Annotated in this window: 30 protein-coding genes; 22 read left to right on the forward strand and 8 right to left on the reverse strand. The window is 68.3% G+C overall.

Annotation, left to right across the window (positions count from 1 at the left end; genetic code table 11):
• The first annotated feature begins 174 nt into the window (after nucleotides 1-174).
• Nucleotides 175-1,392, forward strand: a complete 1,218-nt coding sequence (locus KF892_13995) for an FAD-dependent monooxygenase (protein MBX3626122.1) — start codon at nucleotides 175-177, stop codon at nucleotides 1,390-1,392.
• A gap of 6 nt (nucleotides 1,393-1,398) precedes the next feature.
• On the opposite strand, the gene KF892_14000 is transcribed toward KF892_13995, so the two are convergent.
• Nucleotides 1,399-2,202 (reverse strand): carbon-nitrogen hydrolase family protein, encoded by an 804-nt coding sequence (locus tag KF892_14000; protein ID MBX3626123.1) that lies wholly within the window; start codon nucleotides 2,200-2,202, stop codon nucleotides 1,399-1,401.
• A 107-nt stretch (nucleotides 2,203-2,309) separates the two neighbouring features.
• Between KF892_14000 and glnE the strand changes: the two genes are divergently transcribed.
• The 3 genes from glnE to KF892_14015 are packed head-to-tail and all read left to right on the forward strand — an operon-like array spanning nucleotide 2,310 to nucleotide 6,534.
• Nucleotides 2,310-5,039, forward strand: coding sequence for a bifunctional [glutamate--ammonia ligase]-adenylyl-L-tyrosine phosphorylase/[glutamate--ammonia-ligase] adenylyltransferase (gene glnE / locus KF892_14005; GenBank protein MBX3626124.1), 2,730 nt, complete (start codon nucleotides 2,310-2,312; stop codon nucleotides 5,037-5,039).
• Complete coding sequence (rrtA, locus tag KF892_14010; protein ID MBX3626125.1) at nucleotides 5,036-5,644, forward strand: rhombosortase; 609 nt, start codon at nucleotides 5,036-5,038, stop codon at nucleotides 5,642-5,644. Before glnE ends, rrtA begins: the two co-directional genes overlap by 4 nt.
• Nucleotides 5,641-6,534 carry a DMT family transporter gene (locus KF892_14015; GenBank protein ID MBX3626126.1) on the forward strand — a complete coding sequence of 298 codons (894 nt, stop codon included), beginning with the start codon at nucleotides 5,641-5,643 and terminating at the stop codon, nucleotides 6,532-6,534. The genes rrtA and KF892_14015 overlap by 4 nt, the downstream gene beginning before the upstream one ends.
• On the opposite strand, the gene rfaE2 is transcribed toward KF892_14015, so the two are convergent.
• Nucleotides 6,535-7,011, reverse strand: a complete 477-nt coding sequence (gene rfaE2, locus KF892_14020) for a D-glycero-beta-D-manno-heptose 1-phosphate adenylyltransferase (GenBank protein MBX3626127.1) — start codon at nucleotides 7,009-7,011, stop codon at nucleotides 6,535-6,537.
• 85 nt (nucleotides 7,012-7,096) lie between these two features.
• Between rfaE2 and KF892_14025 the strand changes: the two genes are divergently transcribed.
• Nucleotides 7,097-7,738: a glutathione S-transferase family protein gene (locus KF892_14025; protein MBX3626128.1), complete on the forward strand. Its 642-nt coding sequence runs from the start codon at nucleotides 7,097-7,099 to the stop codon at nucleotides 7,736-7,738.
• A gap of 47 nt (nucleotides 7,739-7,785) precedes the next feature.
• On the opposite strand, the gene KF892_14030 is transcribed toward KF892_14025, so the two are convergent.
• Nucleotides 7,786-8,661, reverse strand: coding sequence for a ferritin-like domain-containing protein (locus KF892_14030; GenBank protein MBX3626129.1), 876 nt, complete (start codon nucleotides 8,659-8,661; stop codon nucleotides 7,786-7,788).
• Nucleotides 8,662-8,817: 156 nt separating this feature from the next.
• Between KF892_14030 and KF892_14035 the strand changes: the two genes are divergently transcribed.
• From KF892_14035 to KF892_14075, 9 genes are all read left to right on the forward strand, one after another.
• Complete coding sequence (locus tag KF892_14035) at nucleotides 8,818-9,372, forward strand: glutathione peroxidase (protein MBX3626130.1); 555 nt, start codon at nucleotides 8,818-8,820, stop codon at nucleotides 9,370-9,372.
• Nucleotides 9,373-9,684: 312 nt separating this feature from the next.
• Complete coding sequence (locus tag KF892_14040) at nucleotides 9,685-10,998, forward strand: FAD-dependent oxidoreductase (protein ID MBX3626131.1); 1,314 nt, start codon at nucleotides 9,685-9,687, stop codon at nucleotides 10,996-10,998.
• Nucleotides 10,953-11,789 (forward strand): DUF1365 domain-containing protein, encoded by an 837-nt coding sequence (locus tag KF892_14045; GenBank protein ID MBX3626132.1) that lies wholly within the window; start codon nucleotides 10,953-10,955, stop codon nucleotides 11,787-11,789. The genes KF892_14040 and KF892_14045 overlap by 46 nt, the downstream gene beginning before the upstream one ends.
• Before the next feature lie 24 nt (nucleotides 11,790-11,813).
• Entirely contained in the window at nucleotides 11,814-13,040 is a 1,227-nt protein-coding gene (locus KF892_14050) for a class I SAM-dependent methyltransferase (GenBank protein ID MBX3626133.1), read from the forward strand.
• Between the two features lie 2 nt (nucleotides 13,041-13,042).
• Nucleotides 13,043-13,573 (forward strand): chalcone isomerase family protein, encoded by a 531-nt coding sequence (locus tag KF892_14055; GenBank protein MBX3626134.1) that lies wholly within the window; start codon nucleotides 13,043-13,045, stop codon nucleotides 13,571-13,573.
• On the forward strand, nucleotides 13,570-14,841 hold the full coding sequence (locus KF892_14060) for an MFS transporter (GenBank protein MBX3626135.1): 1,272 nt from the start codon (nucleotides 13,570-13,572) through the stop codon (nucleotides 14,839-14,841). Before KF892_14055 ends, KF892_14060 begins: the two co-directional genes overlap by 4 nt.
• Nucleotides 14,838-15,365 carry a DUF3833 domain-containing protein gene (locus KF892_14065; protein ID MBX3626136.1) on the forward strand — a complete coding sequence of 176 codons (528 nt, stop codon included), beginning with the start codon at nucleotides 14,838-14,840 and terminating at the stop codon, nucleotides 15,363-15,365. The genes KF892_14060 and KF892_14065 overlap by 4 nt, the downstream gene beginning before the upstream one ends.
• Nucleotide 15,366: 1 nt before the next feature.
• Nucleotides 15,367-16,140: an SDR family NAD(P)-dependent oxidoreductase gene (locus tag KF892_14070; GenBank protein MBX3626137.1), complete on the forward strand. Its 774-nt coding sequence runs from the start codon at nucleotides 15,367-15,369 to the stop codon at nucleotides 16,138-16,140.
• Nucleotides 16,122-16,577, forward strand: a complete 456-nt coding sequence (locus tag KF892_14075) for a nuclear transport factor 2 family protein (protein MBX3626138.1) — start codon at nucleotides 16,122-16,124, stop codon at nucleotides 16,575-16,577. Before KF892_14070 ends, KF892_14075 begins: the two co-directional genes overlap by 19 nt.
• Here KF892_14075 and ubiG read toward each other — a convergent pair.
• Together ubiG and KF892_14085 are read right to left on the reverse strand one after the other, a co-directional pair.
• Nucleotides 16,569-17,291: a bifunctional 2-polyprenyl-6-hydroxyphenol methylase/3-demethylubiquinol 3-O-methyltransferase UbiG gene (ubiG, locus tag KF892_14080; GenBank protein MBX3626139.1), complete on the reverse strand. Its 723-nt coding sequence runs from the start codon at nucleotides 17,289-17,291 to the stop codon at nucleotides 16,569-16,571. The two genes, KF892_14075 and ubiG, sit on opposite strands and share 9 nt — an antisense overlap.
• A 28-nt stretch (nucleotides 17,292-17,319) precedes the next feature.
• Nucleotides 17,320-17,736: a DUF393 domain-containing protein gene (locus KF892_14085; GenBank protein MBX3626140.1), complete on the reverse strand. Its 417-nt coding sequence runs from the start codon at nucleotides 17,734-17,736 to the stop codon at nucleotides 17,320-17,322.
• 74 nt (nucleotides 17,737-17,810) lie between these two features.
• On the opposite strand from KF892_14085, the gene KF892_14090 reads away from it, so the two are divergent.
• Nucleotides 17,811-18,131: a winged helix-turn-helix transcriptional regulator gene (locus tag KF892_14090; protein MBX3626141.1), complete on the forward strand. Its 321-nt coding sequence runs from the start codon at nucleotides 17,811-17,813 to the stop codon at nucleotides 18,129-18,131.
• Here KF892_14090 and KF892_14095 read toward each other — a convergent pair whose 3' ends face one another.
• Together KF892_14095 and corA are read right to left on the reverse strand one after the other, a co-directional pair.
• Nucleotides 18,132-18,998 (reverse strand): fumarylacetoacetate hydrolase, encoded by an 867-nt coding sequence (locus KF892_14095; protein MBX3626142.1) that lies wholly within the window; start codon nucleotides 18,996-18,998, stop codon nucleotides 18,132-18,134. It lies immediately after the preceding gene.
• Nucleotides 18,999-19,028: 30 nt separating this feature from the next.
• On the reverse strand, nucleotides 19,029-19,991 hold the full coding sequence (gene corA / locus KF892_14100; GenBank protein ID MBX3626143.1) for a magnesium/cobalt transporter CorA: 963 nt from the start codon (nucleotides 19,989-19,991) through the stop codon (nucleotides 19,029-19,031).
• A 483-nt stretch (nucleotides 19,992-20,474) separates the two neighbouring features.
• Between corA and raiA the strand changes: the two genes are divergently transcribed.
• The 3 genes from raiA to KF892_14115 all read left to right on the forward strand — a co-directional run bounded on the left by raiA (nucleotide 20,475) and on the right by KF892_14115 (nucleotide 22,519).
• Nucleotides 20,475-20,813: a ribosome-associated translation inhibitor RaiA gene (gene raiA, locus KF892_14105; GenBank protein MBX3626144.1), complete on the forward strand. Its 339-nt coding sequence runs from the start codon at nucleotides 20,475-20,477 to the stop codon at nucleotides 20,811-20,813.
• 250 nt (nucleotides 20,814-21,063) lie between these two features.
• The gene (gene ptsN, locus KF892_14110) at nucleotides 21,064-21,534 is read left to right on the forward strand and encodes a PTS IIA-like nitrogen regulatory protein PtsN (protein MBX3626145.1); all 471 of its coding nucleotides are present in this window, start codon (nucleotides 21,064-21,066) and stop codon (nucleotides 21,532-21,534) included.
• Nucleotides 21,535-21,568: 34 nt separating this feature from the next.
• A complete protein-coding gene (locus KF892_14115; GenBank protein ID MBX3626146.1) occupies nucleotides 21,569-22,519 on the forward strand; it encodes an HPr kinase/phosphorylase in 951 nt (316 codons plus the stop codon).
• 3 nt (nucleotides 22,520-22,522) lie between these two features.
• On the opposite strand, the gene fur is transcribed toward KF892_14115, so the two are convergent.
• Nucleotides 22,523-22,954 (reverse strand): ferric iron uptake transcriptional regulator, encoded by a 432-nt coding sequence (gene fur, locus KF892_14120; GenBank protein ID MBX3626147.1) that lies wholly within the window; start codon nucleotides 22,952-22,954, stop codon nucleotides 22,523-22,525.
• 98 nt (nucleotides 22,955-23,052) lie between these two features.
• On the opposite strand from fur, the gene KF892_14125 reads away from it, so the two are divergent.
• From KF892_14125 to KF892_14140, 4 genes are read left to right on the forward strand one after another with little or no spacing between them, the layout of a single operon-like run.
• A complete protein-coding gene (locus KF892_14125) occupies nucleotides 23,053-23,580 on the forward strand; it encodes an outer membrane protein assembly factor BamE (GenBank protein ID MBX3626148.1) in 528 nt (175 codons plus the stop codon).
• A complete protein-coding gene (gene dapB / locus KF892_14130) occupies nucleotides 23,577-24,389 on the forward strand; it encodes a 4-hydroxy-tetrahydrodipicolinate reductase (GenBank protein ID MBX3626149.1) in 813 nt (270 codons plus the stop codon). Before KF892_14125 ends, dapB begins: the two co-directional genes overlap by 4 nt.
• A gap of 2 nt (nucleotides 24,390-24,391) precedes the next feature.
• The gene (locus KF892_14135; protein MBX3626150.1) at nucleotides 24,392-25,057 is read left to right on the forward strand and encodes a MotA/TolQ/ExbB proton channel family protein; all 666 of its coding nucleotides are present in this window, start codon (nucleotides 24,392-24,394) and stop codon (nucleotides 25,055-25,057) included.
• Nucleotides 25,058-25,060: 3 nt separating this feature from the next.
• On the forward strand, nucleotides 25,061-25,495 hold the full coding sequence (locus KF892_14140) for a biopolymer transporter ExbD (protein MBX3626151.1): 435 nt from the start codon (nucleotides 25,061-25,063) through the stop codon (nucleotides 25,493-25,495).

The following is a 25,495-nucleotide window of genomic DNA, read 5'->3' on the forward strand; positions in this document are numbered from 1 at the left end:
TTGCGCCGCGGCCCCCCGTTCACGGGGCGCAACGCGCGGCAACGCCCCCCTCGATCAGGTGGAAGAAAACGGTGGAATTTTTCGAAGCCCGCGCGGGGTGTGAAATACCTCTCACCCCAGGCCGATTTCCCCGGATTAAGGGCGAATGCACATCGCGCGCGTATGCTGCGGCCCATGTCTGAACTCGCCCCTTCTTTGCGGCTCGCCGTCGTGGGCGCCGGGCCGGTGGGCCTGAGCCTCGCGCTGCACGCCGCACGCGCATTGCCACACGCCCGCGTGAGCCTCTACGACAGCCGCGCCGCCACGCAGGATGTGTCGGCCGACCCCCGCACGCTGGCCCTGTCGCTGGGCAGTGTGCAGCTGCTTCAGCGCCTGGGCGCGTGGGACGGCGAGCGCGCGCAGGCCATCGTCGAGGTGCATGTGTCGCAGCAGGCGCCGTCGCTGGGCGGGCTGCTGGCCGACGTGATGGGCGAACCCGAGGTGCGCATCAGCGCGGCAGAAGAACGGGTGCCGCTGCTGGGCGCGGTGTTGAGCTACGGCGCGATCGTGGCGCCGCTGCAAGCCGCGTGGCTGGCCGCCTGCGAAGGTGAGCCGTCCCGGCTGCACGCCTGCTTCGACGCCAAGGTGCGGGCCTTGAAGCCGCTGGCCGACGGCGTCGAAGTGGATGCTGGCATCGCCGACACCTTCGACCTCGTGGTGGTGGCCGAGGGCGGCGTCTACACGAACGAAGCGGCGAGCACGGTGGCCCAGCCGGCGAAGCCCCCGCTGCGCCACGACTACGGCCAGCACGCCTGGGTGGGCACGGTGCAGCTCACCAAGGCCCGCCCCGGCGTTGCCTACGAGCGCTTCACGCGCCACGGCCCGGCGGCGCTGCTGCCGCTGAAAGACGGTCGCGCCGCGCTCGTGTGGTGTGTCAACGCCGAAGAAGACCCGGTGCTGGAGCTCAACGACACACAGCGCCTGGCCGTGCTCAACACGCTCTTCCACCCCGAGGTCGGCCCGCTCAGCGCGGTCTCGCCCCTCAAGTGCTTTCAACTCGGGCTGGTCGCCGAGCGCACGCTCACGCAAGGCCGCACGGTGCGCATCGGCAATGCGGCGCAGACGCTGCACCCGGTGGCCGGCCAGGGGCTCAACCTCGGGCTGCGTGACGGCTTCTCGCTCGTGCAGGCCCTGGCCCGCTCGAACGACGTGCCGGGCGTGCTGCGCAAGCTCGAATGGCAACGCGCACCCGACCGCTGGGCCATGATCGCCGCCACCGATTTCCTGGCGCGCAGCTTCACCTGGAAGCTGCCGGGCGCCGGTGCAGCACGCGGTCTGGGGCTGGCCGCGCTGCAGGCGCTGAAGCCCGTCAAGTCGGCGCTCGCGCGCCAGATGATGTACGGCTCGCGCTAAGCCGATTCAGCACAAGCGCCGGTGCGTCAACGCCGGCAGCTGCGCCCGCACTTCGGCGATGCGCTTGGTATCGAGCTGCGCCATCGCCACCCCTTCGCCTTCTTCCACCATCGCCACCACCTCGCCCCACGGGTCGACGATGAGGCTGTGGCCCCAGGTGCGCCGGCCGTTCTCGTGCAGACCGCCTTGTGCGGCCGCGATCACGTAGCACTGGTTCTCGATGGCACGGGCGCGCAGCAGCACTTCCCAGTGCGCGCGTCCGGTGGTGTGGGTGAAGGCCGAGGGCACTGCGATCAAGTCGCAGGGTGGCGTCATCAGCGCGCGGTAGAGCTCGGGGAAACGCAGGTCGTAGCACACGCTCAAGCCCAGCCGCAGCCCGCCCACTTCGCAGGCCTGCGGCACCTGCCCCGCCTGGAGCACGCGGCCTTCGTCATAGCTCTCGCGGCCGTTGTCGTAGCGGAAGAGGTGGACCTTGTCGTAGCGGGCGGCCAGCACGCCCTCGGGTGAGTACACGCAGCTCGCGTTGAACACCCGATCGGCCTGCTCGCTGCGCAGCGGCAACGTGCCGCCCACGACCCACACCGCGTGGCGTTTGGCGGTCTCGGCCAACATGGCCTGGATCGGCCCCTCGCCGGGCAGCTCGGCCAGCGCCAGCTTGTCGCGGTCGTGGTGACCCATGAAGCAGAAGTACTCGGGCAGCACCACCAGCTGGGCGCCATCACGCGCAGCCTCGGCGATCAGGCGGCGGGCGGTGTCGAGGTTGCGTTCCACATCCGGCGTGGCAACCGTTTGCAGCGCAGCAATCCACATGGCGGCTCTCCCGTGTCTTGACCTGTGAGATGGGTCGCACAAGCTTACCCATGCGCCTAAGCCACGCTGCCGCAAGGCGGTTAAGGCTGCGGCAAAATCCGCGCGCCATGGGCACCGAGACCTCCTCCGCCGGCGCAGAGCACAGCCGCTTCGTACAGCGGGTGCGCCGCCGTTATGAAGCCGAACTGCCGCTGCTGGCGCCGGGCCTGCCGGTGCGCGCAAGCATCGATGCCCTGATCAACGAGTTGCTGACGCGAGGCCGCGCCCTGCCGAGCGCACTGCGCGTGGCGCGCCACGTGGTCATCGAGCGCCTGGCCGTGCTCGACATCGAGCAAGCCGCGCCGATGACCGACATCACACGCGCCATGACCGAGCTGGCCGAGGCCACGCTCGACCGCGCGCTGATCCAGGCCTATGCCGACCAGGACGAGCGCCACGGCCCGCCGCTCAACGAGCAGGGCGAGCGCATCGACTTCTGGGTCGTCGGCATGGGCAAGCTCGGCGCGCACGAGCTCAACGTCTCGTCCGACATCGACCTCATCTACGTCTACGAAGAAGACGGCCAGACCACTGGCCCCAAGGTCATCACCGCGCACGAGTATTTCGCGCAGGTGGCGCGCAGCCTCTACACCCTGATCGGCGACACTACCGACGACGGCTTCGTCTTCCGCGTCGACCTCGCGCTGCGGCCCAACGGCAACTCGGGCCCGCCGGTGGTGAGCCTGTCGATGCTGGAGGAATACTTCCTCGTGCAAGGCCGCGAATGGGAGCGTTTCGCCTGGCTCAAGAGCCGCGTGATCGCGCCCTCGGCCAGCATCACGAGCGGCCGGGCCAAGCAGCTATCGGCCACCGTCACACCCTTCGTCTACCGGCGCTACCTCGACTACGGCGTGTTCGACGGCCTGCGGCAACTCCACCGCAAGGTGCGCGAGGAAGCGCAGCGCCGCGCCGCCGGCCGCCCCGAGCGCGCGAACGACGTGAAGCTCTCGCGCGGCGGCATCCGCGAGATCGAATTCATCGTGCAGCTGCTGCAGGTGGTGCGCGGTGGCCAGTTCCCCGAAATGCGCACGCGCTCCACCTTGAAGGCGCTCGACAAGCTCGCCGCCGGCGGCCTGATGAAGCCCGAGAGCGCCAAGCGCCTCGCAGAGGCCTACGTCTTCCTGCGCCGCGTGGAGCACCGCATCCAGTTCCTCGACGACCAGCAGACGCACGTGCTGCCCACGTCCGACGCCGACCTCGGCTGGATCGCCCGCAGCATGGGCTTCACCTGCACCGAAGACACCTGCGAACTGCTGCAGCACCTCGGCGAGACGCGCGAGTTCGTGGCGATGGAATTCGACGCGCTGCTGCACGACGGCAAGACGCCGGCCAGCCCGGCCGGGAACGACGGCTGCCGCTCCTGCGGCCAGCCGCCGCAGCCGGTCGACAGCCCCGCCTTCATCGAGCGCCTGCCGCCCGCGCTGGCCGACCGCGTGCGCGGCTGGGTCGACCACCCACGCGTGCGCATGCTGCGCGAGGAAAGCAAGCTGCGCCTGTCCAAGCTCGTGATGCGCTCGGCGCAGGCCGTGGCCGACGGCAGCTGCAGCCAGGAGGCCGCGGGCCGTTTCATCGACTGGCTGGAGCCGCTGCTGCGGCGCGAGAGTTACCTCGCGCTGCTGGTTGAGCGCCCCGAGGTGCAGAACCGGCTGCTGCGCCTGCTCGGCCTGGCACGCTGGCCCGCGCAGTTCCTGATGCGCCACCCCGGCGTGATCGACGAGCTGGCCGACGAGCGCCTGCTGCACGGCCGCTTCGAGCGCGACAGCTACATCGCCGACCTCGAAGCGCGCCACACCGCCTGGAGCCGCTTCAACCAGGCCGACGAAGAATCGCTGCTCGACACGCTGCGCCGTGCGCACCACGCCGAGGTCTTCCGCACCCTGGTGCGTGACGTCGAAGGCCACATCACCGTCGAGCAGGTGGCCGACGATCTTTCGGCCTTGGCCGACGCCACCGTCGAGTGCAGCATCAGCTGGGCCTGGCAGCACCTGAAGCAGCGCCACCGCGACACGCCGCAGTTCGGCGTGATCGCCTACGGCAAGCTCGGCGGCAAGGAGCTCGGCTACGGCAGCGACCTCGACCTCGTCTTCATCTTCGACGACACCGCCGAGCCCGACACCGACACCGCGGTCGTCGCCTACGGCGCCTTCGTGCGCAAGCTGATCAATTGGCTCACCACGCGCACCGCCGTCGGCGAGCTCTTCGACATCGACACGGCGCTTCGGCCCAACGGCAACTCGGGCCTGCTCGTGACCTCGCTCACCTCGTACAAGAACTACCAGGAAGGCCGCGGCAGCAACACCGCGTGGACCTGGGAGCACCAGGCCATCACCCGCGCCCGCTATTGCGCCGGCGCACCGGGCCTCGCGCCGCGCTTCGAAGCCGTGCGCCGCGCGGTGATCTGCGCAGAGCGCGACCCGGTGGCGCTGCGCGGCGAGATCCAGGCCATGCGCGAGAAGCTGCGCGCCGCCCGCCCGGTGAAGGAAGGCTTCTTCGACGTGAAGCACAGCCCGGGCGGCATGGTCGACGCCGAGTTCGCGGTGCAGTACCTCGTGCTCGCGCACGGCCGGCAACACCCGGGCCTGCTCGACAACGTGGGCAACATCGCCCTGCTGCAGCGTGCCGAAGCCTGCGGCCTCTTGCCCGCCGGCGTGGGCACCGCCGCCGCCGACGCCTACCGCGAGCTGCGCCGCGCGCAGCACCGCGCGCGCCTGGACGAGAAGCCCACGCAGGTCGACCCGGCCAGCGCCGCCACCGAGCGCGATGCCGTGCTCGCGCTGTGGCGCACGGTCTTCGCTTGAACCATCGCCACCGCCCCGGCGCCGCCTGGTGTGCGATGGCGCTGGTGCTGCTCGCCGGCAGCCTGATCGCCCAAGGGCCCACCGCACGGGCGGTGCTCGAGTGGCGCCCCGATGCCATCGTCGACGACCCCTGGCGTGCGTGGAGCGCGGCCTTCGTGCACTACAGCCGCCTGCACCTGATCGGCAACCTGACCGGGCTTGCACTCACCGCCGCCTTCGGCTGGGTGTCGCGCCTGCCCACCTCGGCCACCATCAGCTGGGCGCTGGCCTGGCCGCTCACGCATCTCGCCTTCTTGTGGCTCGCGCCCGAGCTGCGCCACTACGGCGGCTTGTCGGGCGTGGTGCATGCAGGCGTGGCGATCGGCCTCGTGCACCTCTTCGTCACCGGCACGCGCAGTCAGCGCCTCATCGCCGCCGCGCTCTGCGCCGGCCTCGTCGCCAAGATCCTCAGCGAGACCCCCTGGCGTGGCGCCGTGCAGCAGCAAGACGGCTGGGACATCGCCATCGCCCCCATCGCCCACGTGACCGGCGTGCTCGCCGGCACCACCCTCGCGCTGGCCGCGCACGCCCTGCGCCGGCTCAACGCGCCGCGCCCTTCCGCATGACCGAGCGCAAGACCCACCTCGACTCACTGGCCGTGGTCTCGCTCATCGGCTGCAGCTTTCTCTGGGGCCTGAACCAGGTCGCCGCGAAAGCCGCGCTCGGCGAAGTGGCGCCGCTCGTGCAGGCGACGATCCGCTCGCTGGGCGGCGTGTTGCTGGTGCTGCTGTGGGCGGCGTGGCGGCGCATCCCGCTCTTCCAGCGCGACGGCACGCTGCCCGGCGGCCTGCTCGCCGGCGCGCTCTTCGCGGCCGAGTTCGCCTGCATCTTCATCGGGCTGCAGTACACGACCGCCTCGCGCATGATCGTGTTCATCTACTTCGCGCCTTTCATAGTGGCGCTGGGCATGCCCTTCATCGCGAAGTCGGAACGGCTGGGTTGGGTGCAGACGGCGGGGCTGGTGCTGGCGTTCGCGGGTGTGGCGAGCGCCTTCGCCGAAGGTTTCACGCAGCCAGCGATCGGCCCCAAGCAATGGATCGGCGATGCGCTGGGTGTGCTGGCCGCGGCGCTGTGGGCGGCCACGACGCTGTCGATCCGCGCCACGCGGCTCGCGTCGGCCTCGGCGGAGAAAACGCTCGCCTACCAGCTCGGCGTCTCGGGCGTGCTGCTGGCCATCGGCACCTGGTGGCTGGGCGAGCCGGTTCCCCATTCACTGTCGCTGATGGCCAGCGCCTCGCTGGCGTACCAGACGGTGATCGTGGTGTTCGCGAGCTACCTGCTTTGGTTCTGGCTCATCCGCCACTACCCGGCCACGCGGCTCGCGGCCTTCACGCTGCTGACGCCGGTGTTCGGGCTCCTGATGGGTGTGGTCATGCTGAGCGAACCGCTGACCCTGCGCCTGCTGCTGGCCCTGGCCGGCGTCGCCGTCGGCATGGTGCTGGTGAACCGGAAGTAGTCAGCCCCGGATGCGCTTGACCAGGGACGTGGTCGAGTAGCCGTCGACGAAGGAGATCGCCCGCGCATCGCCGCCCCAGCTGCGCACGAGCTTCGTCTCGGCCAGCGTCTCGATGTCGTAGTCGCCGCCCTTCACGTAGAGGTCGGGCCTGACGATCTTCAAGAGCTCCACCGGCGTCTGCTCGTCGAAGAGCGTCACCAGGCTCACGCTCTCGAGCGCGGCCAGCACGCAGGCGCGGTCGGTCTCGGCGTTGAGCGGGCGGTCGGGGCCCTTGCCGAGCAGGCGTGCCGAGGCGTCGCTGTTGAGCCCGAGCACCAGGCAGGCGCCGAGCGCGCGCGCCCGTTCGAGGTAGGTCACGTGGCCGCGGTGCAGGATGTCGAACACGCCGTTGGTGAAGACCATCGGCCGCGGCAGTTGCGCCAGGCGAGAAGGCAGGTCGGCCCGGGGGCACAGCTTGTCGAAGAAGGTGGCGCTCATGGCGGTCGATTGTCGCTTGCGCGGCAGCCGCGGCGCACGCGTGCCACCTAGACTGAGTTGTCATCACCAGACCAGGAGACTCCCCATGATCACGCTCTGCGGCTCGACCATCTCGAACTACTACAACAAGGTGAAGATGGTGCTGCTCGAAAAAGGCATCCCCTTCACCGAAGAGCTGGTGAAGACCGGCCGCACCGACGAAGCGGTGCTGAAGGAGAGCCCGCTCGCCAAGGTGCCCTTCATCCGCACCGAGCACGGTGCGATGTGCGAGAGCCAGGTGATCGCCGACTACCTCGAAGCCACGCACCCGACGCCGGCGCTGGTGCCGGCCGACCCGTGGCAGGCCGCCAAGGTGCGCGAGCTGTGCACCTTCATCGAGCTGCACCTGGAGCTCGTGGCGCGCGAGCTGTACTACAAGGCCTTCTCTGGCGGCGAGCTGAGCGAAGCCAACCAGGCGCGCATCCGCAAGCAGCTCGAGAAGAACATCGCCGCCTTCAAGCGCCTGGCGAAGTTCTCGCCCTACGTGGCCGGCGACACCTTCACGCTCGCCGACTGCGCGGCCTACCCGAGCCTGCCGCTCGTGAGCATGTCGACCAAGATCGTCTACGGCGAAGACCTGCTGGCCGCCGCCGGCATCGACACCCGCGCGTACACCAAGCTCATCGGCGAGCGCCCCTCGGCGCAGAAGGTGACGGCCGACCGCAAGGCCGATCAAGCCAAAGGCTGAAAAAAAGGGCCCGCATCAGCGGGCCTCGTTTCTTGGAGCGGTAGCGCTCAGGCCGGCAGCGGACCGCCTTGCGACTTGCCCTTGGCCGCTGCGGCCACCGCGGCCGTCACTTCCTTGCGGAAGCGGTTCAGCTCCTGGACGCTCGCGAAGCTGCGCTCCATCAGCAGGCTCATGTTGTGCAGGATGCGCTCGACGACCTTGGTTTCCCACACGGCGTCGAACTGGATCTGCTTGTCGAGCCATTGCTCCAGCCACTGCGGGTTGGGCAGGCGGCTCTGGATGGTGTCGCGCGGGAAGAGCTTCTCGTTCACGTGCAGGTTGGTCGGGTGCAGCGCCTGCGCGGTGCGGCGGGCGCTGGCCATCAGCACACCCACCTTGGCGAAGGCGGCACGCGCCTCGTCGCCGAACTTCTGCAGCGCGCGCTTCATGTAGCGGAGATAAGCGCCACCGTGGCGGGCTTCGTCGCGGGCGAGCGTCTCGTAGATGGCCTTGATGACCGGCTCGGTGTGCCACTCGGCCGCGCGGCGGTACCAGTGGTTGAGGCGGATCTCGCCGCAGAAGTGCAGCATCAGCGTCTCGAGCGCCGGGGCCGGGTCGAACTCGAAGCGCACTTCGTGCAGCTCCTGCTCGGTGGGCACGAGGTCGGGGCGGAAGCGGCGCAGGTACTCCATCAGCACCAGCGAGTGCTTCTGCTCTTCGAAGAACCACACGCTCATGAAGGCGGAGAAGTCGCTGTCATCGCGGTTGTCGCGCAGGAACATCTCGGTGGCCGGCAATGCCGACCACTCGGTGATCGCGTTCATCTTGATGGTCTGGGCTTGCTCTTCACTGAGCTGGCTGCCATCGAACTGATCCCAGGGGATGTCCGTGTCCATGTTCCAGCGCACGGCTTCGAGCTGCTTGAAAAGTTCGGGGTAAAGCATGGTCAGCTTTCAAAGGTAGACCCGGCATTTTAAGGGGGGCTGTTGTGACAGGCGTGTGCAGGGCGGCCATTCCCGGCGCGCATCCGGACTTTCGGCGCGTGCGTAAGGGCCCGGAAGGGCGCAGCATTGGCGCTTTCCAAGCCACGAGGACCGACCATGCCCCTTCGACACCTGCTGTTTGTCTTGCTCACCCTCGCCGCCGGTGCCAGCCAGGCGGCGGACTGCCCGCCCCTGCTCCAGCGCGAGGTGCCGCGCCTGCAGGACGAGAAGCCGCAGAACCTCTGCCAGTACGCCGGCAAGGTCGTCGTGATCGTCAACACCGCGAGCTTTTGCGGCTTCACCGGCCAGTACAAGGGGTTGGAGGCGCTGCACCGCAAGTACAAGGACCGCGGCCTCGTCGTGCTCGGCTTCCCGTCCAACGACTTCTCCCAGGAGCCGGGTGACAACAAGGCCATCGCCGAGTTCTGCGAGAACACCTACGGGGTCAAGTTCCCGATGTTCACCAAGACCCGGGTGGCCGAATCGGCCGGGGCGCAGCGGCACCCGCTCTACGTCGACCTCAAGCAGATCACCGGCGAAGCGCCCCGCTGGAACTTCCATAAGTATGTGGTCGCTCGCGACGGAAAGGCCGTCCTCAGTTTCGGCAGCACCACGTCACCCGACAGCGCCGTCTTCATCGGCACGATTGAAAAACTGTTGGATGCAAAATGAAGACTGATGAGTTATATTTCATACCACTCAGTTCAACGCGGAGTGGGCCATGGCCAAAGCCAACGTCAGATTCAGGGAACTTCGATCTGGGGAGTGCTTCAAACCCCAGGCCGGCGCACACTGCGTTCCGGTAGCGACCAGTTCTATGCTGCACAGCCAGCCGGTTGATCCGGCTGGAATCCCGGGGCGGTTTTCCTCCTCCCTCCTCCCTCCCTTGTTCCCCCCGGGGCGCTGTGCAGCAATCTTTATTTCGCGGACCGCCCGAAGCGGCGCGCCGCACCCCCTTGATGGCCTGACGCCGGCGGTTCACCCATGAGCCGCCGCGTTGCCGTCATCGGCTCGGGCATCTCGGGGCTGGCCACCGCCTACTCGCTGGCCGACGACACGCAGGTCACGCTGTTCGAGGCCGGCTCGTATTTCGGCGGCCACACCAACACCGTCGACATCACGCTCGACGGGCCCACGGGCCAAGTCACCCACGGCGTCGACACCGGCTTTCTCGTCTTCAACGAGCGCACCTACCCGCAGCTGATCCGCCTCTTCGGCGAGCTGGGCGTGGCCACGGTGCCGTCCGACATGTCGTTTTCCGTCCAGGTGCCCGACCTCGGCCTGGAATGGAGTGGCAGCGACCTCAACACCGTCTTCGCGCAGCGCCGTAATCTCGTTCGGCCGGCCTTCCTGGGCATGCTGCGCGACATCCTGCGCTTCAACCGGCTCACCACCGCACTCGCGGTGAAAGGCGAAGACGCCCAACTGCAGCAGCCCATCGGCGACTTCCTCGCCGAGCACCGTTTCTCGGACGCGTTCCGCGACTGGTACTTCCTGCCCATGATCGGCTGCATCTGGTCATGCCCGACCGACCAGATGCTGCGTTTCCCCATCGCGACCATGATCCGCTTCTGCCACAACCACGGGCTGCTGCAGGTCGCGAACCGCCCGCGCTGGTTCACCGTCACCGGCGGCGCCCGCGAATACGTGCGCAAGATGCTGCCGCGCATCGCCGATGCACGCCTCAACACCCCGGTGCGCAGCGTGCGCCGCACACCGCAGGGCGTGATCGTCAGCACCGACCACGGCAGCGAGCGCTTCGACGAGGTCGTGCTCGCCTGCCACAGTGACCAGTCGCTCGCGCTGCTGGCCGACCCGACGCCCGACGAGCGCGCCGTGCTCGGCGCCATCCGCTACCACCGCAACCGCGCCGTGCTGCACACCGACACCTCGGTGCTGCCCACGCGCCCGCTCGCCTGGGCCGCCTGGAACTACGAGCGTGCCACCGACGCGCCGCGCGAAGACGCCGCGGTGTGCCTGCACTACCTGCTCAACAAGCTGCAGCCGCTGCCCTTCCAGCAGCCGGTGCTGGTGTCGCTCAACCCGGTGCGCGAGCCCGACGCCGCCAGCGTGCACGCCGAGATCGACTACGCCCACCCGGTGTTCGACCGCGCCGCCATCGCCGCGCAGGCCAAGGTGCCGGCCCTGCAAGGCCAGCAGCACACCTGGTATTGCGGCGCGTGGACGCGCTACGGCTTCCACGAAGATGGCCTGATGTCGGGCCAGGCCGTGGTCAACGGGCTGCGCCGCCGCTGGGTCGGCGAATCGCTGCCGGTGCGCATCGCGGAGGCCGCGTGAGCACGGCGCCCGCCCCGCTGATCGGCACCGGCCAGGTGCGCCACACGCGGCTGCGGCCGGTGGTGAACGACTTCAGCTACCGCACCTACTTCCTCATGCTGCCGATGCGCAGCCTGCGCGCGCAACCGTCGGCCGAGCTCAAGCGCAACCGCTTCGGCCTCATCAGCTTCCACGACCGTGACCACGGCGACGGCCGCGCCGACAGCCTGGCCTGGGTCGACGAGCTGCTGAAGAGCGAAGGCATCACCGACGCTGACGGCGAAGTCTGGCTGCATTGCTACCCGCGCGTGCTCGGCCACACCTTCAAGCCGGTGAGCTTCTGGTACTGCCACCGCGCCGACGACTCGCTCGCCGCCATCGTGGTCGAGGTCAACAACACCTTCGGCGAACGCCACTGCTACCTGCTGCGCGGAGACCGCCTCGCCTTCGGCCAGGAGCTGCAGGCGGCGAAGGTCTTCCACGTCTCGCCCTTCTGCAGCGTGAGCGGCCGGTATCGCTTCCGCTTCCTGCGTACCGCGCTGCATCCACACGCCGACGGCGCGCGTAACACCGCGCAGAGAACGGTGGTGCGCATCGACCACGACGACGAGCACGGCCCGCTACTGCAAACGAGTGTGGCCGGCCGGCTCGAAGCGTTGACGAAGGCATCCACCCTGCGCGCCTTCTTCGGCATGCCGCTGATGACGGTCTTCGTCGTCGCGCGAATCCATTGGCAGGCGCTCAAGCTGTGGACCCGGCACGTGCCGTTCTTTCGCAAGCCCGAGCCCCCTCGGGCCTTCATCACCCGCTGAGCGCCCCTGCGAGAGACCCAGACGATGAACACCACCACCCACGCCTCCCTCAACCCGCTGCAGCTGTCGCTGCCCGACAGCGCCCCGGCGACCGCGCGCGCCGTCTTCCGCCTGCTGGCCCGGCTGCGCCACGGCAGCCTCGACGTGCAGTTGCCCGACGGCACGCAGCTCCACTTCGGCCAAGCTCAAGGCCTGCGCGCCGCCATCCGCCTGCGCAACTGGAACGTCTGCAGCGCCGCGCTGAAGTCGGGCGACATCGGCTTCGCCGAAACCTTCATCGCCGGCGACTGGACGACGCCCGACCTCACCACGCTGCTCAAGCTCTTCATCGCCAACCGCGACGAGATCGAGCAGGTGGTCTACGGCAGCTGGTGGGGCTCGCTGCTGTACCGCGTGCGGCACCTCTTCAATCGCAACTCGCGCACCGGCAGCAAGAAGAACATCCACGCGCACTACGACCTCGGCAACGAGTTCTACCGTCTGTGGCTCGACCCGACGATGAACTACTCGAGCGCCTGGTTCGAGGGCGATGCGAGTGGCAACCTGGTCGACGCGCAATGGGCCAAGGTGCGGCGCGCGCTGCGCGAGTGCGACGTGAAGGCTGGGGACCGCGTGCTCGAGATCGGCTGCGGCTGGGGCGCGCTCGCCGAAAGCGCCGCCCGCGACTTCCAGGCGAGCGTGACCGGCGTGACGCTCTCCAGCGAACAACTCGCCTGGGGCCAGCAGCGCCTGCGTGACGCCGGCCTCGCGGGCGAGCTGCGCTTCCAGGACTACCGCGACATCACCGACGGCCCCTTCGACGCCATCTGCTCCATCGAGATGTTCGAAGCCGTCGGCCGCGAATACTGGAGCGGCTACTTCGACACCCTCAAGCGCAACCTCAAGCCCGGCGGCAAGGCCTGCATCCAGAGCATCACCATCCGCGACGATCTCTTCGAGCGCTACGTGAAGTCGACCGACTTCATCCAGCAATACATCTTCCCGGGCGGCCTGCTGCCCAGCCCGAGCGCCTTCCGCGAAGCCGCGGCCAAGGCCGGCCTGCGCGTGGTGAACGAACTCTCTTTCGGCACCGACTACGCCGAGACGCTCAAGCGCTGGCGCGAGAAGTTCCTCGCCGAAGAAACCCAGGTGCGACGCCTCGGCTTCGATACCCGCTTCATGCGCATCTGGGAGTTCTACCTCGGCTACTGCGAGGCCGCCTTCGCCACCGGCAACACCGGCGTCATGCAGTTCACGCTGCAGCGCGACTGAGCATGCTCACGCGCCGCCCGATCCTCGCCGCTGCCCTGCTGGCCCTGCCCTGGGCAGCGCAGGCGCGGCCGGCCGAGCTGAGCAGCGAGCTGCCGGGCGCCAAGCTGCAAGGCCAGGGCCTGCTGCGCTTCTTCGGCCTGCGGGTCTACGACGCCCGCCTGTGGGTGACCGAGGGCTTCAAACCCGACGACTACGCGCTCCACCCGGTCGCGCTCGAGCTGGAGTACGCGCGTGAACTCGTCGGCAAGCTGATCGCCGAGCGCTCGCTCGTGGAGATGCGCAAGGTCGGCGAGGTGCCCGCCGACAAGGGCAACGCCTGGCTCGCCGCGATGGAGCAGGCCTTTCCCGACGTGAAAGCCGGCGACCGCATCACCGGCCTCTACCGACCGGGCGAAGGCATGCGCTTCTTCGTCAACGGCAAGGCCGGGCGCGAGGTGCGCGACGCCACCTTCGCCCGGCTCTTCATCGGCATCTGGCTGTCGCCGCGCAGCTCCGAGCCGGCGTTGCGGCGCGCCTTGCTGGGCCTCGCATGAGCGCGGTGGCCGCCTCGACGCCCTCGACCACCGCACGCGGCTGGGACGGGTTGCGCTACGGCGCGCCCGGCTTCCCACTGGCCTTCGTCGCCCTGCCGCTCTACGTCGCCCTGCCCAACCACTACGCCGCCGAGTTCGGCGTGCCGCTCGCTGCCCTCGGCGCCGTGCTGCTCGCCGCCCGCCTGCTCGACGCCCTCGTCGACCCGTGGATCGGCCGCTGGGCCGATGCGCTGCTCGACCGTTCGGCTCACGCCGCGTGGCTCGCGATGGCCGGCGCGGCGGTGGTGCTGGCGCTCGGCTTTCGCGGGCTCTTCTTTCCGGCGGCGTCGGCGAACACCACCGCGTTGCTCGTGTGGTGCGGCGGGTTGCTCGTCATCACCTACCTCGCCTACAGCGTGATCAGCGTCATCCACCAGGCCTGGGGCGCCCGGCTGGGCGGCAACGAGCAGGCGCGCGCCACCGTCGTGGCCTGGCGGGAAGGGCTGTCGCTGTGCGGCGTGCTGGTGGCGAGCGTGCTGCCCTCGATGGCGGGCCTGCAGGTGAGCACGCTGGTGTTCGCCATCGTGCTGTGCCTGGCGCTGGCGCTGATGCGGCAGGCGCCCGCACCGCGCCGCCTGGCGGTGCTGGCCACCCACTCGCTCGCGCTGCCGTTCGGCAGCCCGGCCTTTCGCCGGCTGCTGGCGGTCTACCTGCTCAACGGCATCGCAAGCGCGGTGCCGGCCACGCTGGTGCTGTTCTTCATCCGCGACCGCCTGCAGGCGCCGGCCTACGAGCCGCTCTTCCTCGCCAGCTACTTCGCCGCGGCGGCCGTGTCGGTGCCGCTGTGGGTGCGGCTCGTGGCGCGCCTGGGCCTGGCGCGCAGCTGGCTCGTCGGCATGGGGCTGTCGGTGCTCGTCTTCGCCTGGGCGGCGCTGCTGTCGGCGGGCGATGTGGCGGCCTACACCGCCATCTGCCTGCTGAGCGGCGTGGCCCTCGGCGCCGACCTCGCCTTGCCCGCCGCGCTGCTGGCGGGCGTGGTGCAACGCGCCGGTCATGCCGGCCGTGCCGAAGGCGCGTACTTCGGCTGGTGGAACTTCGCGACCAAGCTCAACCTCGCGCTCGCCGCCGGCATCGCCTTGCCGGTGCTGCAGGCCTTCGGCTATGCGCCCGGCACGCGCGGCGCCGACGCCCTGCAGGCCCTCACCATCGCGTACTGCGTGTTGCCGTGCGTGCTCAAACTCGTTGCCGCAGCGCTCCTGTGGCGTCACTGGACCCAGGACCTCCGATGAAGAAACTTGCCCTCACCCTCGCCTGCGTGCTCGCCCTGGCCGGCTGCGCCTCGCCCACGCCGCAGGACTACGCCGCCGAGAAACCCACGCTCGACCTGCAGCGCTATTTCAACGGCGACGTGGTCGCGCACGGCATCTTCAGCGACCGCTCCGGCAAGGTCGTGCGCCGCTTCACCGTGCTGATGAAGTGCGAGTGGGTGGGCAACGAAGGCACGCTCGACGAAGCCTTCACCTACAGCGACGGCAAGACCGACCGCCGCATCTGGCGCCTGAAGAAGCTCGAGGGCGGGCGCTACACCGGCACCGCCGACGACGTGGTCGGCACGGCCAACGGGCAGGTCGCCGGCAACGCCTTCCAGTGGAACTACACGCTCAAGCTGCCGGTGGACGGCAAGGTCTACGAGGTGCAGTTCGACGACTGGATGTACCTGATGGACGAGCGCGTGATGCTCAACCGCGCGGTGATGAGCAAGTTCGGCATCCGGCTCGGCGAAGTCACGCTCGCCTTCCAGAAAGCGCAATGACATGCCACTCAACCCTCGCATCACCGACTGGAACGGCCAAGTGGTCTGGCTGGTCGGCGCCTCGACCGGCATCGGCCGCGCCACCGCCTCGGCGCTGCATGCCCGCGGCGCACAGGTCATCGTGTCGGCCCGCAACGAGGGCGCGCTGAAGGCCTTCGAGAAGAGCCACCCGGGCAGCGTGGGCCTGCCGCTCGACGTGACCGACCGCGAGGCGGTGTCGCGCGCCGCGCAGCAGCTGGTGCTGCACCACGGCCGCATCGACCTCGCGCTCTACTGCGCCGGCTACTACAAGGCACTTCGCGCCACGCAGTTCGACCTCGACGAAGCGGTGCGCCACCAGCAGGTCAACTACATCGGCGCGCTGCACCTGCTCGATGCGGTGCTGCCGGTGCTGCTGCAGCAGAAAAGCGGGCACCTGAGCCTCGTCTCCAGCGTGGCCGGCTACCGCGGCCTGCCGAATTCGCTGGCCTACGGGCCCACGAAGGCAGCGCTCATCAACCTCGCCGAAACGCTCTACCTCGACCTGGCACCGCTGGGCATCGGCGCGTCCGTCATCAACCCCGGGTTTGTCGAAACGCCGCTCACCGCGCAGAACGAATTCGCGATGCCGGCCTTGCTCACGCCCGAGCAGGCGGCCGAAGAGATCCTGAAGGGCTGGGCGCAAGGGCGCTTCGAGATCCACTTCCCCAAGCGCTTCACCTTGTGCCTGAAGGCGTTGACGCACGTGAGCGATGCGCTCTACTTCCGCGCCATCCGATGGAGCACCGGCCTGTGACGCAGAAGACGGCCGATCCGCGTGTCGCACGCATCGTCGAGCTTTTCGAGCACTTCACCCGCGATGACGTGGCGCGGCTCGGCGAGTTCTACGCCGCGCGTGCGCACTTCAAGGACCCGTTCAACGACGTGCGCGGTCTGGCGGCGATCCAGCAGGTCTTCCACCACATGTTCGAGGCGCTCGACGAGCCACGCTTCGTGGTGCGTGACGCCATCGTGCAGGGCGACCAGTGCTTCCTGAGCTGGGACTTCCTCTTCCGCTTCAAGCGCTACCGAGAGGGCCTGCAGACGGTGCACGGTGGCTCGCAGCTGCAGCTCGACGCGATCGGGCTCATCCTCCACCACCGCGACTACTGGGACGCCGCCGAGGAGCTGTACGAGAAGCTGCCGGTGATCGGCGGCCTCATGCGCTGGCTGAAGAAGCGCGCCTCAAGCTGACCTGCCTGACGGGGCGGCCCGCATCGCGAGCAGGTAGCCGATGCCCATGAAGCGGTGCAGCCGGAAGCGCTGCGTCAGTGGGTTGTAGCCGAGGCCGCGCTGCTCGTGCTGCGACAAGCCGGCGCGCGTGGCCATGTCCAGCAGCTCGGCCGGCTTGATCAGGCGCGCGTAGGTGTGCGTGCCGCGCGGCAAGAGGCGCAGCACCCGCTCGGCACCGACGATCGCGACGAGGTAGCTCAGCGGGTTGCGGTTGATGGTGGAGAAGAACACCCAGCCGCCCGGCTTGACGAGGCGCGCGCAGGCGGCCACCACCGCGGCGGGGTCGGGCACGTGCTCCAGCATCTCCATGCAGGTGACGACGTCGTAGCGGCCGGCGTGCCGCTGGGCCCAGTCTTCGGCGCTGCTGTCGGCATAGGCCACGTTGGCCTCGCCCACGCGCTCGGCATGCGAACGTGCGATGCGCAAGGGCATGGGTGCCATGTCGATGCCGTCGACCCGGGCTCCACGCCGCGCCATGCTCTCGGCGAGGATGCCGCCACCGCAGCCCACGTCGAGCACCTGCTGGCCGCGCAGGCTGGCCAAGGCGTCGATCCAGTCGAGGCGATGCGGGTTGATGCGGTGCAGGGGGCGGAATTCGGAGTTCTCGTCCCACCAGCGCTCGGCCAGGGCGTTGAAGCGGGCGAGTTCCGCGGGGTCGGCGTTGATCGTGCTCATGGCTCCCTCCTTGTGGCGAAGACGGTTGTCACCAATGGCCGCGCCGGCGGTTCCAGCGGTAGAGGGCGCGCGCGAAGGCGTTGTAGAGCGGCCGGCTGAGCCAGCGCAGGCGACGCGCCAGTCCGCCCAGCCAGCGCTGGCCCGGCGACTGCGACCAGAGCGCCGCGAGTGCATCGGCGCCGACGTGCAGGCGGCCGTCGGCGCCCTGCACGTGCAGGCGCTCGCGCACCCGTTCCAGCTCGACGCCCAGCGCCTGCGCGGCCTGCGGGTTCTCGTGCACGTCGACCCAGCGCACGTCGCAACCCTGCATGTGCTCGCGCTGCGATCTGATGCCGGCGTCGCACACCGGGCAGGCGCTGTTGTAGTAGACGGTGGCCGCCGCTTCGGGGGCATCGGGTGCTGCAGCTTGGGCCGGCGGGCGGTGGGTGGCATGGGTCGCATCCATGGCGCCCATCATAAGCCTATAGTTAGCTAAATGCCTAATTAAATAATCAACGAACAGCGCTATCATCCGCCGCCATGGACAAAGTGTTCGAAGCCCTGGCGTCCACGCCGCGCCGCAAGATCCTCGCCTACCTCGCCGAGACGGAGCTCTCTGCCGGCGAGATCGCCTCGCGCTTCGACATGACGAAGCCTTCGCTGTCCAAGCACCTGAAGATCCTGGAATCGGCCGGGCTCGTGACCGGCGAGAAGCGCGGGCAGTTCGTGTTCTACCGGCTGCAGGGCGACAACCTGGCCAGCACGCTGGCGTCGTTCATGCAGGCTGTGTGCCCGGTGTCGCGCGGGCTCAAGAAGGAAAGCAAGGCGCTGGCGGCTTCGAAGAAGAAGCCAGCGCGCTGACTACTTGAAGCTCACCGTCACCGGCTTGGCATCGGGCAGGCCGATGTAGGTGAGGCTGGCGCCCGCACCGGCCTTGGGTGGCAGCAGTGGCGAGAAAGAACCGAGGCTGATCAGGTCGCCCGGCTTCATCGCCTTGCCCTCTTTCGCCAGCGCCTCGGCCAGCCACACCACGGCGTTGAGCGGGTGGTTGAGGATGTCGCTGCCCTTGCCGCGCGCCAGCTCGGCCCCATTGGCGTCGCTCAGCACCACCGTCATGTCGCGCAGCGCGTCGAGCAGCGCAAAACGCTCGGCCCGGTACGGCGGGATCGCCACCGGCGTGCCCATCACGCCGAAGCGCGCGCCGACGTTGATCGCGCTGATCGCCGGGCCGTTGAGCTTGGGCGGCGCCTGCACCATCAGGTCGGGCAGCTCGATGAAGGGGATGAGCTGGTCGATGGCGGCCAGCACGTCTTCGGGTGTCTTGGCCTGGTTGACGGCAGCGCTCTTCACGCGCACCAGCAGGTCGGCCTCGTACAGCGGCCGCGCGCCGAAGCCGGCCTCGACGGTGCTGCCATTGGGCAGCAGCATGCCCTGGTAGAGCACGCCCCACACCGGGCGGTTGTAGTTGAAGCGCTTCTGCACCGCGGGGTTGGTGAGGCCAGCCTTGTAACCCACCACCGCGCCGTAGCGTTGGGCGAGCAGCGCATTGACCTTGGCGCGGCTGCAGCTGCCGTCGGCCTCGTTGAGACCCTCCGGGTTGGCCGCGGGCGCCTTGGCCACGAAGGCCTCGACCAGGGCCGCGGCCTGGGCATCGCTCAGGCATTCCGCCTGCGACGCCGCACCGACGGCGGCAAGGACCAGGGCAACAACGAAACGCGGAACGGTCATGGCAAGCTCTCCTCCGGAGGTGTTCACACCTTACTTGAGCCAGCCCTTGCGGTTGAAGTACCAGAAGGGCGACACGATGCTGACGATCATCAGGCCGATGGCAAACGGGTAGCCGAAGCGCCAGGTCAGCTCGGGCATGGCCTGGAAGTTCATGCCGTAGATGCTCGCGATCAGCGTCGGCGGCAGCAAGGCCACGCTCGCCACCGAGAAGATCTTGATGATCTTGTTCTGGTTGATGTTGATGAAGCCGACGGTGGCGTCCATCAGGAAGTTGATCTTGTCGAAGAGGAAGGCGGTGTGCGAATCGAGGGAATCGATGTCGCGCAGGATCTGCCGCGCCTCCTCGAACTGCTCGGCGTTGAGCATGCGGCTGCGCATCATGAAGCTCAAGGCACGGCGCGTGTCCATCACGTTGCGGCGGATGCGGCCGTTCAAGTCTTCCTCTTTGGCGATGGCGGCGAGCGCCTGGCCGGCGGCCTGGTCGTTGACCTCTTCCTTCAGCACGCGCGCGCTGACCTTCTCGAGGTTGTCGTAGATGCCTTCGAGCGCATCGGCGCTGTACTCGGCGTCGGCGTCGTAGAGCTTGAGCAGCACGTCCTTCGCGTCTTCGATCAGCGCCGGGATGCGGCGCGCACGCAGGCGCAGGAGGCGGAACACCGGCAGGTCTTCGCCGTGGATAGAGAACAGCACCTTGTTGTGCAGGATGAAGGCCACGCGCACGTTGCGGCGGGTCTCGTCGTCGTCGATCAGGAAGTCGGAGCGGATGTGCAGCTCGCCGTTGTCTTCCTCGTAGAAGCGGGCCGATTCCTCCAGGTCGTCGTCGACCACGTCTTCGGGGATGGTCACGCCGAAGCGTTCGGCGATCCAGGTCTTTTCTTCGGGCGTGGGCGACTCCAGGTCGACCCACACCGGGCGCACGTTGGCCAGGGCGCCGGGGTTTTCGATTTCTTCTTGGAACAGCCGGCCGTTGGCCAGCGTAAAGACGTTGAGCATGCAGGGCTCCGACAGGTCCGCACGGGCTGCATGGAGGCGCCGTGGGGTGTGGCCAGAAAACGGGTGAGGGGCTGACGCGGGGAACCGTCTCACTCAGGGCCACGGGCACATCACCGAGGGGTGGGCGCCTGTCGAGCGTCAGAGCGGACGGTCACCGAGGGTGACTGCTGTCCATATGCGGGGGTCGCACTCCGTGTACGAAAACGGCGGATTATCACACTCGTTTTGCAGGGCCATCAAGCCGAGCCAACCCGCGAAACACCCCCGAAAAACGGTGCTTCCGTGATGGAAAAGACGCCAGTTTGATCCGACGCAGAAATGCGCGCAAACAAGCCTGCGAACGTCGTTGTCACCCGCTTGTCACTGTTCGGTTTCGGGCGCACACTGATCTCGACTTCTCCGATTCCGCCCCCTCTTCCCCGCCTCCCCTCCTCTTTCTTCCTTCCCCCGGTTTTCCCACCCGCCTTGCGAAAGGAGTCCCCGATGAATTTGACGATCAGCGGCCATCACCTCGATGTGAGCCCAGCCCTGCGTGAGTACGTGCTTACGAAATTGGACCGGATCACGCGTCACTTCGATCAAGTCGTGGACATCAACGTGCTGCTGTCGGTCGAGAAGCTGAAGGAGAAGGAACGAAGGCAGAAGGCCGAGGTCACGCTGCACGTGAAGGGCAAGGACATCTTCGTCGAGCACTCGCACGAAGACCTCTACGCCGCGATCGACCAGCTGATGGACAAGCTCGACCGCCAGGTCATGCGGCACAAGGACAAGCTGCAAGACCACCACCACCTCGCGCCCAAGCGCATGGACGCCACCCTCTGAGCCGGAGGCCTCATCACGGTGCACACAAGCGGCCTGCGGGCCGCTTTTTCGTGCGTGCCACGCTTTCGCACGTTCACCACACACCCGGCCCCAGGGAGCCGCAGTCGTTGCTGCTGCGCAGCAGCGAGTGCACAATTCCTCGCATTGCCGATGCACGAGCGTGCGCAAGGAAAGGGCCCGGTTCTATGATCGGTCACCCGGGTCGCTCGTGGAACCGGGCGCCTCTTGCGAGGCTCGAACGTGACCTGCGATGAACCGACTGTCCGCCATCCTGCCGCTCGCCAACGTACTCGTTGACGTGGAGGCCACCAGCAAGAAGCGCGCGTTCGAGCACGCCGGTCTGCTGTTCGAAAACCAGCACTCCATCGCGCGTGCCACGGTCACCGACAACCTCTTTGCGCGCGAGCGGCTGGGCTCCACCGGCCTCGGCCACGGCGTGGCCATCCCCCACGGCCGCATCAAGGGTTTGAAGAATCCGCTGGCTGCGGTTGTGCGCGTCCAGCAGCCGATTCCCTTCGACGCGCCCGACGACGAGCCGGTGAGCCTCCTGATCTTCCTGCTGGTGCCGGAAGCGGCCACGCAGCGCCACCTCGAGATCCTGTCCGAGATTGCCGAGATGCTGAGCGATCGCGAGTTGCGTGAGCGCCTCAAGACCGAGCACACGGCAGCGAAGGTGCACGAGCTGATCTCCAACTGGGAACCGCTGAAGTCGGTCGCCTGAGCGGCCGGCTCGCCACTCGGTTTATCCTCGCCGCGTGAAGCCCTCAGTCATCAGCGCGGAAGCGCTGTTCGAAGAACACCGGCCAGCCCTGCGTTGGGAATGGGTTGCCGGCCATGCCCACCCCGAGCGTCGCTTCGACGAAGCCGCCGTGCGCAACGCGCAATCGGCGGCGGACCTCGTGGGTTATCTCAACTACATCCACCCCTACCGGGTGCAGATCGTCGGCCGGCGTGAAGTCGCCTATCTGCAGGACTCTTCTCCTGAAGACCAGGAACGCCGCATCCAGCGCATCGTGACGCTGGAGCCGCCGGTGGTGATCGTGGCCGACAACCAGACGCCGCCCGACAAGCTCGTGGCCCTGTGCGACCGCGCCGACATTCCGCTCTTCGTGACAGACGGCTCCGCTGGCCACGTGATCGACGTGGTGCGCGGTTACCTGGCGCAGCTGTTCGCAGAGCGCACCACGCGGCATGGGGTCTTCATGGACATCCTGGGCGTGGGCGTCCTGCTGACCGGTGAATCGGGCCTGGGCAAGAGCGAACTCGGCCTGGAATTGATCTCCCGCGGCCACGGCCTGGTGGCCGACGATGCGGTCGACCTGTACCGCATCTCGCAGACCGCCATCGAAGGCCGCTGCCCCGAGTTGCTGATGAACCTGCTCGAAGTGCGCGGCATCGGCCTGCTGGACATCAAGTCGATCTTCGGCGAGACGGCGGTGCGCCGGAAGATGAGGCTCAAGCTCATCGTGCACCTGGTGCGCAAGGAAACGCTGGAACGCGACTTCGAGCGCCTGCCCTATGAGCCGCTGAACGAAGACGTGCTGAGTGTCCCCATCCGCAAGGTGGTGATTGCGGTGGACGCCGGCCGCAACCTGGCCGTGCTGGTGGAAGCCGCGGTGCGCAACACCATCCTGCAACTGCGCGGCATCGACACCTACCGCGAGTTCATCGAGCGCCACCAGAAAGCCATGCAGAAACCCGAGTAGGGCTTACTTGCTCTGCTTGTACTGGCAGTTCTTCTTCGTGCAGACCGCGTAGAGCGACAGCGCGTGGTCCTGCAGCTGGAAGCCTTTGGTTTCGGCGATGGCGTTCTGCCGCTTCTCGATCTCGGGGTCGTAGAACTCTTCCACGCGCCCGCAGTCGATGCACACCAGGTGGTCGTGGTGCTGGCCCTCGTTGAGCTCGAAGACCGCCTTGCCCGACTCGAAATGGTTGCGCGACAGGATGCCCGCCTGCTCGAACTGCATCAGCACCCGGTAGACGGTGGCCAGGCCGATGTCGGCGCCTTCGGTCAGCAGCGACTTGAACACGTCTTCCGCGGTCATGTGCCGTTGGCTGGACTGGTGGAACACGTCCAGGATCTTGATGCGCGGCAGGGTGGCCTTGAGGCCACTGCTCTTGAGGTCTTCGGCGTTTGACATGGGGGCTGTCCAGCGGGGCGCAACGCACCCCTAGAATCCGCGGATCATATCGAGGTTGGCCTCTTCCCAGCAGGCCGCCACCCCTTCTGCAACGCCCCATGCGCATGTCGTTTCCTCGCATTGCCGGCCCGCTGGCCGCCATCCTGCTCGCGGGCTGCAGTTCGCTGCAATCCAGCGACCATTTCCTCGGCTTCATCACCCCTTACCGCATCGAGGTCGTGCAGGGCAACGTGCTGACCCAGGAGCAGGTCGCGCTCGTCAAACCCGGCCAGACGCGCAGCCAGGTGCGCGACATCCTCGGCTCGCCGCTGCTCACCGACGTCTTCCACGCCGACCGCTGGGACTACGTCTTCACCATCCGCCGCCAGGGCGCCGAGCCGCAGCAGCGCAAGGTGGTCGCACTCTTCGAGGGCGAGAAGCTGAAGAGCCTCGACGCCCCCGACCTGCCCTCCGAGCGCGATTTCGTGTCGTCGATCGACACCGCGAAGACGCCGCGCAAGGCGCCCAAGCTCGCCCTGACGCCTGACGAGATCAAGGCCCTGCCGGTGCCGCCCAAGCCCGAGCCCGCCGCCTCGGCACCCGAAGGCCCGGCGCGCAGCTACCCGCCGCTGGAGCCCCGCACATGAGCACCTCCCCCCTGCGCATCGCGATTGCGGGCGCCTCCGGCCGCATGGGCCGCATGCTGATCGAGGCGGTGATGGCCGCTGACGACTGCCAGCTCGCCGGTGCGCTCGACGTGCCCGGCAGCCCCGCCCTGGGCCAAGACGCTGCCGGCTTCCTCGGCCGCACGAGCGGCGTGCACATCACGGCCGACCTGAAGAGCGGCCTCGCCAACGCCGAGGTGCTGATCGACTTCACCCGCCCCGAAGGCACGATGGCCCACCTGGCCGTGTGCCGCGAGCTCGGCGTGAAGCTCGTGATCGGCACCACCGGCCTCACCGACGCCCAGAAGGCCGAGATCGCCGCGCAGGCCAAGCACATCGCCATCGTGCAGTCGCCCAACATGAGCGTGGGCGTCAACGTGCTGATGCGCCTGCTCGACGTGGCCGCGCGTGCGCTGAGCGAGGGCTACGACATCGAGATCATCGAAGCCCACCACCGCCACAAGGTCGACGCGCCGAGTGGCACCGCGCTCGCGATGGGCGAAACCATCGCCGCGGCGCTCGGCAAGAACCTCAAGGACTGCGCTGTGTACGCCCGCGAAGGCGTGACCGGCGAGCGCGACCCCTCGACCATCGGCTTCGCCACCATCCGCGGCGGCGACATCATCGGCGACCACACCGCCCTCTTCGCCGGCACCGGCGAGCGCATCGAGATCTCGCACAAGAGCGGCAGCCGCGCCGGATATGCCCAGGGCAGCGTGCGCGCCGCGCGCTTCCTGCGCGACAAGGCCACAGGCCTCTTCACCATGAACGACGTGCTGGGGCTGCGCTGAACATGGGCGGCTTCGCACAGTTCTGGCAACAGGGCGACGCCATCACGCGCGGCGTGGCCGTGCTGCTGCTGCTGATGTCGATCAGCGCGTGGGTGCTCATCTTCTGGAAGGGCTGGGTGCTCGGCCGCGTGAAGCGCGACATCGCCCGCGCCGTGCCGGCCTTCTGGGGCGCCGCCTCGCTGGACGAAGGCGAAAAGCAGCTCGCCGTGTTCGACCGCGAAGGCGTGCTGCGCCCGCTGCTCGCCGCCGCCACCGCCTCGCACTCCGGCCAGACGCTCGAATCGCGCGGCCACCTGGCCTCGCAGCTCACGCGCCGCCTGCGCGATGCGCTGCACCGCGTGCTCACGCAGCTGCAGTTCGGCCAGGTGGTACTGGCCTCCATCGGCAGCACCGCGCCCTTCATCGGCCTCTTCGGCACGGTCTGGGGCATCTACCACGCGCTGCTCAGCATCTCGGCCGCCGGCACGGTGACGATCGACCGCGTCTCGGGCCCGGTCGGTGAAGCGCTCGTGATGACGGCCGCCGGCCTCGCGGTCGCGATTCCCGCGGTGCTGGCCTACAACGTCTACAACAAGCGCGTCGCCGCCTGCGAAGCCGATCTCGAAGGCTTCGCCCACGACCTGCGCGAGCTGCTGGCCGAGCCCTCGGCCAACAAGACGGACGTCTGAGCCATGGCCTTCGGCCGCCTCGAACGCAGCTCGGCGCCCCCGCCGATGAGCGACATCAACATGACGCCGCTGATCGACGTGATGCTGGTGCTGCTGGTGATCTTCATGATCACCGCGCCGCTGATGAGCTCGAGCCTCAAGCTCGACCTGCCCAAGAGCGAAGCCGCCACCGCGAGCGACCAGCCCGACTTCATCGCCGTCTCGATCGACCCGCAAGGCCGGCTCTACATCGCCGACCAGCCGGTCAACGCCACCACCTTCGCCGAGCGTGTGGCCCAGGCCGCGCGCAAGAACCCGCAGACCGAGGTGCAGCTGCGCGCCGACAAGACCGTGCCCTATGGCCGGGTGGCCGAACTGATCGGCACGGTGCAGAAAGCCGGTCTCAACCGCATCGGCTTCGTGGCCGAGCCCGCGCCGGCCGAAGGCCAGAAGCCCTGA

Source organism: Rhizobacter sp., assembly GCA_019635355.1.
Classification (GTDB): Bacteria; Pseudomonadota; Gammaproteobacteria; order Burkholderiales; family Burkholderiaceae_C; genus Rhizobacter.